The 7,168-nt window shown below is 43.6% G+C and carries 8 protein-coding genes and 1 pseudogene; 6 read left to right on the top strand and 3 right to left on the bottom strand.

Features of this window, described 5'->3' with window-relative positions:
- Positions 1–191, bottom strand: a 191-nt coding sequence (locus LUQ50_RS11150; RefSeq protein ID WP_300039910.1) for a ferritin family protein, incomplete at its 3' end; no start/stop codon positions are given.
- Between the two features lie 136 nt (positions 192–327).
- On the opposite strand from LUQ50_RS11150, the gene radC reads away from it, so the two are divergent.
- A complete protein-coding gene (gene radC / locus LUQ50_RS11145) occupies positions 328–1,005 on the top strand; it encodes a DNA repair protein RadC (protein WP_300039909.1) in 678 nt (225 codons plus the stop codon).
- Between the two features lie 16 nt (positions 1,006–1,021).
- Here radC and LUQ50_RS11140 read toward each other — a convergent pair whose 3' ends face one another.
- The gene (locus LUQ50_RS11140) at positions 1,022–1,633 is read right to left on the bottom strand and encodes a flavodoxin family protein (protein ID WP_300039908.1); all 612 of its coding nucleotides are present in this window, start codon (positions 1,631–1,633) and stop codon (positions 1,022–1,024) included.
- Positions 1,634–1,798: 165 nt separating this feature from the next.
- Here LUQ50_RS11140 and LUQ50_RS11135 point away from each other — a divergent pair, with 165 nt between their 5' ends.
- The 4 genes from LUQ50_RS11135 (at position 1,799) to LUQ50_RS11120 (ending at position 4,284) form a co-directional block, all read left to right on the top strand.
- Positions 1,799–2,014, top strand: a complete 216-nt coding sequence (locus LUQ50_RS11135) for a hypothetical protein (protein ID WP_300039907.1) — start codon at positions 1,799–1,801, stop codon at positions 2,012–2,014.
- Between the two features lie 341 nt (positions 2,015–2,355).
- Positions 2,356–3,015 (top strand): peroxiredoxin, encoded by a 660-nt coding sequence (locus tag LUQ50_RS11130; protein ID WP_300039906.1) that lies wholly within the window; start codon positions 2,356–2,358, stop codon positions 3,013–3,015.
- Positions 3,016–3,055: 40 nt separating this feature from the next.
- Positions 3,056–3,670, top strand: coding sequence for a flavodoxin family protein (locus tag LUQ50_RS11125; RefSeq protein ID WP_300039905.1), 615 nt, complete (start codon positions 3,056–3,058; stop codon positions 3,668–3,670).
- On the top strand, positions 3,667–4,284 hold the full coding sequence (locus LUQ50_RS11120) for a flavodoxin family protein (RefSeq protein WP_300039904.1): 618 nt from the start codon (positions 3,667–3,669) through the stop codon (positions 4,282–4,284). Before LUQ50_RS11125 ends, LUQ50_RS11120 begins: the two co-directional genes overlap by 4 nt.
- A 53-nt stretch (positions 4,285–4,337) precedes the next feature.
- On the opposite strand, the gene LUQ50_RS11115 is transcribed toward LUQ50_RS11120, so the two are convergent.
- Positions 4,338–6,251, bottom strand: coding sequence for a hypothetical protein (locus LUQ50_RS11115; RefSeq protein ID WP_300039903.1), 1,914 nt, complete (start codon positions 6,249–6,251; stop codon positions 4,338–4,340).
- Positions 6,252–6,459: 208 nt separating this feature from the next.
- Between LUQ50_RS11115 and LUQ50_RS11110 the strand changes: the two are divergent.
- A pseudogene (locus tag LUQ50_RS11110) lies at positions 6,460–7,168 on the top strand (exonuclease); the annotation flags it as partial.

Below are 7,168 nucleotides of genomic sequence, written 5' to 3'. Positions count from 1 at the left end.
GCAGTTGTACTAATCCCTAACACGGTCAGATGACGGCGTGCATGAATCGCCTCTGCCTCCGATGCAGCACGAAAGAGTTTTGCCACCTGGGTAAATCCTTCTTCTGCTGCTTTCTCTGAAAATGATGCATATTTGCGATTTGCCTGTGACTCTCCGGCAAAGCCTTCCTTTAAATTATCCTTCGTTGACATACCCGATCAGTAATACGAGTGTGGGTAAATGTGTTCTGATCTTCGAATGTTCGTACCCGGGATTCACTCCCAATAATCCAGGGAGACGGATTCATACCACTCACATCCATATGGAAGGGATGATAACAGGAATATCATGGGTATCAGGCGGATGCGGGATATCGAGGTACATGATCGACCAAGAGAAAAAATTGTCCTCAAAGGGGCAGCAGCTCTTGAAGATTATGAACTTGTTTCTGCGATTTTAGGGAAAGGTACACCAAACAGGGACATTATCGCCATATCTAAAGATGTTGCACGTCTGCTAACCAAAGAAAACCTGCCAGAATATGATCAACTCATCAGTATCGAGGGGATAGGACAATCGAAAGCATGTGTTCTGCTGGCCTGTTTCGAGATAGCCCGCAGATATACAAAACCAGCAGACGAACCAGTGACCCGGATCACCAGTCCGGAAGATATCCTGGAGATCCCTGAGGTCACTGATCTGAAATTTAAAAAACAGGAGCACTTCCTGGTCGTGACGTTGAATGGTGCTTCTGAGGTGATCCGGTCAAGGACTATCACCATGGGGCTCCTCAATCACAGCCTGGTGCACCCCAGGGAAGTTTTTTGTGATGCAATATCAGACCGGGCTGCTGCAATCATCTGTATACATAACCACCCCTCCGGAAGTCTGGAACCCAGTTCCCAGGATATTCAGATTACCGGTCAACTTGCCAGGGCAGGAGAAATACTGGGTATACCACTTCTTGATCACATCATTGTCGCAAAAACCGGCATGATATCCCTCAAAGAAAGAGGACAGTTCTAGAAAATCAGAAAGAAGACTATACCGGATCCTGATATAACCCGGTAAGAAGTCCTCCCAGTCGGAACCCTTTTTGGTACGCAGTTTCAAGGAGATCCGGGAACCTGTCGAGATCTACTTTGTTATCCATATCCCGGATCAACAGTTCATCATCGTACCGGCAATCGATAACATCACAAAACGACCGGGTTGAGAGGGTGACCCCGTCAAAATTCTCAGGAAGATTCATCCCTGATATGGAGAGGAGAAGAGTCCGGCGGATCTTCCGTTTTTCTTTCCTGACCAGACGATCGTTTCGGACGTATTTGGCACAGAAAAAGACCTGAAACCGATCAATAAATGATTTCAGATGACCTGGTATCCCCATAGTCATAACCGGAGTGGCGATGATCAAACTGTCCATCTCCCTGAAAACAGGGTAGAGCATACTGACATCATCTTCCATCATGCAGGTCTCATGATCCCTGCAGAAGTAATGCTCCATGCATCCTGAAAGACTGAGTTCAGTCACGCGGATTACCTGTACATCGCACCCCGCCGCTTCAGCGCCGGATACCGATTTTTTTAATAATTTAGCCGTATTTCCTTCAGGAAGCGGACTACCCAGCAGCGCGACGATCTGCGGTTTCATATTCTGATATTCTCCCATTTCTAAACAAGTATGTTTCGGTCTTGGAGAACGGTAACCCATAAGACAGGATAAATTCTTTAAAATTCCCTTTAAACCTGAATTTTCCACCTTTTTTCTTCCGAATCCTTCAATACCCAGTATGGTAAGTAGTAGTATGGAGGAACCATGACCGAACATAAACGGGTGAAGGCCGGAGAAAAAGTCGGCCCTGGAAGATATGTCTGTGTAGATTGTGGAAAGACATACGAAATGACTGATGCAGAACAGGATCTGCGCCACTGTCCAGCCTGCTCATGTGAGATGTATGACTGCCTGCCAATAACTCATATCAGGAGTGACATAAAAACTCCGGAAGATGCGGTGAATCCACCCAAACGCTAGAGGAACTGATCTGACAGAACCGCGAAATTGTGCGACAACCTCCCCGCCAAAAAAGGAATATGAATGGTTTGTGTATGTGAAGAGAGACGAGTGTTGAATCCGGAGATGAGGTTCATATTTCAGAATGCGGATCGCGGTCAGCTCTGATCCGATGATCCTGCATCGAACCAGTCAGGTTACCATCACTACTCTAATGCGTTATCAGGATGCGATACACCCTGCATCGCTGGTCCCGGCTGTGTCTACCTGACACATGAAGGGGAGTTATCAGAGGCGATACGTATTGAAGGTATGACAGGTCATGTCAACGAAATAGTCATCGAAGAAGAGGATATAAAATTATGAATTGCGACGAAGAATTTGAATGCGACTGTATCAGCCTCCCGATTCTGGGAGAACCTGCACCAGACTTTGAAGCACTAACCACTCAGGGGACCCTTACTCTTTCCGATCTTCAGGGAAAATGGGTAGTACTCTTCTCCCATCCAGCTGATTTTACCCCGGTATGTACTACTGAATTTGTCGCTTTTGCTCAGGCATATGATGAGTTTAAAGCGATGAATACGCAGCTTATTGGTCTTTCTATCGATAGCGTTCACTCCCACATTGCCTGGATCAGAAATATCAAAGAGAAGATGGGAATTGACATCCCATTCCCGGTAATCGCAGATCTTGACATGAAGGTTGCCACGCTTTATGGGATGGTGCACCCAGGCCAGAGCAGTACTGCCACAGTCAGAACTGTGTTCTTCATTGATGACAAAGGAATTCTCAGGGCAATGATCTATTATCCCCTCAGCAACGGAAGATCAATCCCGGAGATCCTCAGACTTGTGAAGGCTCTCCAGACTGCAGATAAAGAGGGGGTAGCCACTCCTGCCAACTGGCAGCCAGGTGACAAAGTTGTGGTTCCTCCCCCAAAAACAGTTGCTGAAGCCGAAAAACGAATGACCGAGGGGTATGAATACAAGGACTTTTATCTCTGCTTCAGAAAACTCTGAACCTTCTTCTTTTATCTGAAAAGCACCAATATTGCATCATATGAGCATCAGGGTTCTTGCCATTGCCGGAGGTCCACGAAGGCATGGCAATTCTGAACAACTCCTTGACTGTGTTCTCTCATCACTCGAAAATGAACCTGATGTAACCGTTCAAAAAGTTGTCCTCAACGATGCTGATATCAGACCCTGCAAAGGGTGCAATGCCTGTGAGAAATTAAACCAGTGTGTAATCAGAGATGGGATGGATCAGATACATGATCAAATCATCGAAGCTGATTGCATCATCGTATCATCACCGATCTATTGTATGAGTGTCTGTTCACAGGTGAAGGCTCTCATTGACCGGGCACAGGTTTTCAGATCACGAAAGTATGTTTTGAAACTCCCGATAGTACCCCCTGAGCGGAAAGGAAAACGACTCGGTCTTTTTATCTCTTCAGCAGGTCAGAACTGGGATTATGTGTTTGATGCTGCGATTCCAGTGATAAAGTGTTTTTTTCATGTAATTGAAGTTAGAGATCGTGATATCTCGTATCTGATGATTAATGAGATTGATGAAAAAGGAGCAGTCCTGAACCATCCCACTGCCAGGAACGATGCTATTAATATGGGCACGAATATCATCGCTACCCTTCATGAGCGGCTACAGAAATGAACAGACCGATAACGGTAATCGGGGTGCTGGGAAGTCCGCACCGCCATGGCAACACAGAAATTCTTTTGGACACATTTCTCAAAGGAGCAACTGAAGCTGGTGGTGTTGCTGAAAAAGTAATCTTAAGTAAATTATCATACTCCTCATGCAAGGGCTGTAATGCCTGTCATAAAACCGGAGATTGTATCATGCAGGATGAGATCCACCCGGTCTTTGAAAGAATGCTCGATGCTGACTGCCTGGCAGTCTCCTCCCCGATATACACCATGGGCATTACAACTGAACTGAAGGGATTCATAGATCGTGCTCATTATATCTGGGTTCGTCATTTCAAATTGAAAACTCACCCACTTCCTCCGGAAAAAAAAGTACTTCACCGCGGGTATTTCCTCTCGACTGCAGGGATGGATCGGGAGGATGTATTTGCTACAACTTTTCCCATGATGCAGGCGCTATTTAATATCTTTGGATTTTCTTATTGTGCTGATATTCTTGCAAAAGATATGGACGGATCCGGAGGAATTTACGGGCGTCCGGATATCCTTGAGATGGCCTACCAGAATGGATATGAGGCGGTAAGAGGAATCCAGAAAAAAGAACCGTGTAAACGATGACCTCGTAGTGTAAGTAATTCTAACATCCAAACAATATTATTTGCGAGATCAGGTTAAGAGAGAGAGATATTCTGGAAGCCAATTATTGGATAACGCTCCATTGTTCGCCAGGTACCTGATATTGCAGAATTTGGTGCAGATAATTGAATTACATTAAATCCTTTTTTAAGACTGATATTAACCAGATAATCAGAGATCTGATTATTCATCTCCCATTTGTGGATAAATATTTCTCCAATATATAACTCAAGACTCTGATTTTTTATATTACTTTTTGCCTGGAATTTCAACTGTTTATCTTCATCCTGAGTTGTGTATATCGCCAGATTTCCATTACCCTCCATCCATCGGATGTATGAACCATTTTCAAACACCTGTCTGGCCCAGCCGGATGAATATTCGATATACTGAATATTAGGATCAAAAATATCGAGAACACCACGATTTTTACCAAAGACATGGATACAATTTTCCTTTGTGTGAATTAATGAGAGATTTGGCTCTGAGTTTATGTACCCCCTTCCATTGAGAGTGATCTCATGTAACTCACGTGGTGAAATCGTAATGTTCATCCCACGAAGAAGATCCAGGTTCTGTTCATTGGTGAGTATTTTTCTGATATCCTGGCCATTTGTGACCATCATCGGAAATGCATTTTCAAAAGAGGACTCATCATATATCACCCTTTCTCCAAATATCTCATAATTTGGATCATATAAACCAGGATAAATCACCATAACTTCTTTAGAGAATTTATTGAATGTCAGATAATTATCGCCCCTATGATCCAGGAGGCAACCAGTCGTAATTAAACCTGTTGAAATAAGGGCGATTACAAGAAGAAAAGTTACCAGATAGTGGGTAGTATACTCTGACAACAGTGCAGGTATCACCATCAATAAAGGCAGAATCCATACCGCATATCGGAAAATGTACATAATTCCACAATTCCAATTGAGGGTTGTAGTACTAGCTATTGCCAGCCCCAACGTTATCCCCCAGATTATTGCAATGCGAGAATCATGCCGGATACATAAAGAATAAGGGACCATCATTACTGAAATAAAAAGAATTACCGGAATATACGGAAGCATCCCTGAATTTAGATCGATAAACAGCCCTGCTATCCGGTCCCAGGAAATAAAAGCCAGACTTGCAGCACCAATATACATTTGAGGATTGCTGGTGTGAAAGGTGTAAAAACTATAAAGATACGGAGCAGAGGAGATTGAAGAGATCAGGAGCAGATAGAGGAGATTCTTTAGTTTATATGAATGGTCTCTCCAACCCAGGATTACGAGTATACCGGTGAGCACAGCAATAGGAGGATTCTGGAGGGAGGCAAGTGAGGAACAAAGAACTGAAAGATAATAATTTCTGTTATCTGAAAGAAAACCAAAAAAAATGGATAAAGACACGAAACAAAACGAAAAGACTTCAGTATGTGTCCAATGAAGATACAAAAGAACTGGTGAGGATACAAGAAATGCAATGTACCAGAAGTGTTTTGGTTTGATGACTGGATCATACCGGTAAATTACCAGTATGGTAAGTATAAGCAAAAAAATATTGAAGAACTGAAACGCAGCCAATTCGTTAATAGATAAACTATGAAACAGATAAAAAAATGGAAGCACAAAAAGGGAATAGAACCAGAGGTGAGATGCTTCCAGGGTTCCCCGGAGTGAAGGATGATATCCATTTGTTACATTCAAATGAACATTATTTGCATTATAGATCTTCTGTTTTAATTCTGCATCAAGGGGAAGGTAATCCGGAGAGGCATGATTAAAGAATGAGATCGTCATTCCCACGTACTCATTTCCATCCCCACTAATTATCGGATGGAAAAAAATCCCCCCGGCAATAAGAATGCAGGAGGATAAGATGATAAGAACCAGTGTCAATAACCAGATATTGTTTACATATAGAGTGTTGAGTCTGAAGAAGATTGATTGAAGCCTCACTAATAAATTTTCGTATCAGCGCTACTTGAACTATTCCATTATTCCTTCTATGAAGATACATAAAGAGAACAAAAAGTTCGAAAACATGAATTCCTTCAATTGTCTCCAAAAAGAGAATATAAAGCCTGAAATCGTATAGTTGATATGAGGATCACTTTCACCCTGTGCCCTTCTAAGTTTATATACCCTTACGATGAGGTATCCGCAGATGCAGGGAGCAGACCTCGTCACCGTAAGTCAGCAATGGCAGGCACGAATAGCAGCCTCACCTGATTTTGTGGTGGTTCCTCATGATAATGAATTTCGCATGGGACTTCATGCCTCGGCTATTGGTGAGTCAACCTATGAGAAATGTATACAATACCTGGGGGATCTCTGCATCAGGTATGAGGGTGTCAGTCTTGAAGAGGCGGTCCCTGGAACTGATATGGAAAACGATGAGGGGAACTGCTATTGTATACAAAATACCCGTCATCTCGATATCAGAGATCGTAATCGGTCATCATCCCTATTGCTGCGTGAACTCAGGCTTGTGAGAGGTATCGGACCAAAAGCAGCAGTATCACTCAAACACCGGGATTGTAAAACAATCCCTGAACTTCTGCATCACCATAGATACAGGCAGGCAGCATCACATGTGCTGGAAGTACTGCAGGCAGGACCTGCGGGAACTTCTCATTTAATCAGGACAAGGCTTGGTCCCTCGCATCCACTCGGGCTTATCGCTTCAGAAGGGTTTTTTCCTGATCGAATCCGGTACCTCGACCTTGAAACGCTTGGAATCTTTGGAAGACCGGTAATCCTTTTTGGAGTCGGATCTCATGGCCCAAAGGGATTTACTACCCATCAGTTTATACTCCGGGACCTGTCAGAAGAGCCGGCAGCACTGTTAGCAGTCCGTAACCTGCTGGAAGGGG

This window comes from Methanospirillum sp. (assembly GCF_028679455.1).
Classification (GTDB): domain Archaea; phylum Halobacteriota; class Methanomicrobia; order Methanomicrobiales; family Methanospirillaceae; genus Methanospirillum.
The sequence above is the reverse complement of the archived record's forward strand: the minus strand, read 5'-3'. Positions and strand labels throughout refer to the sequence as shown.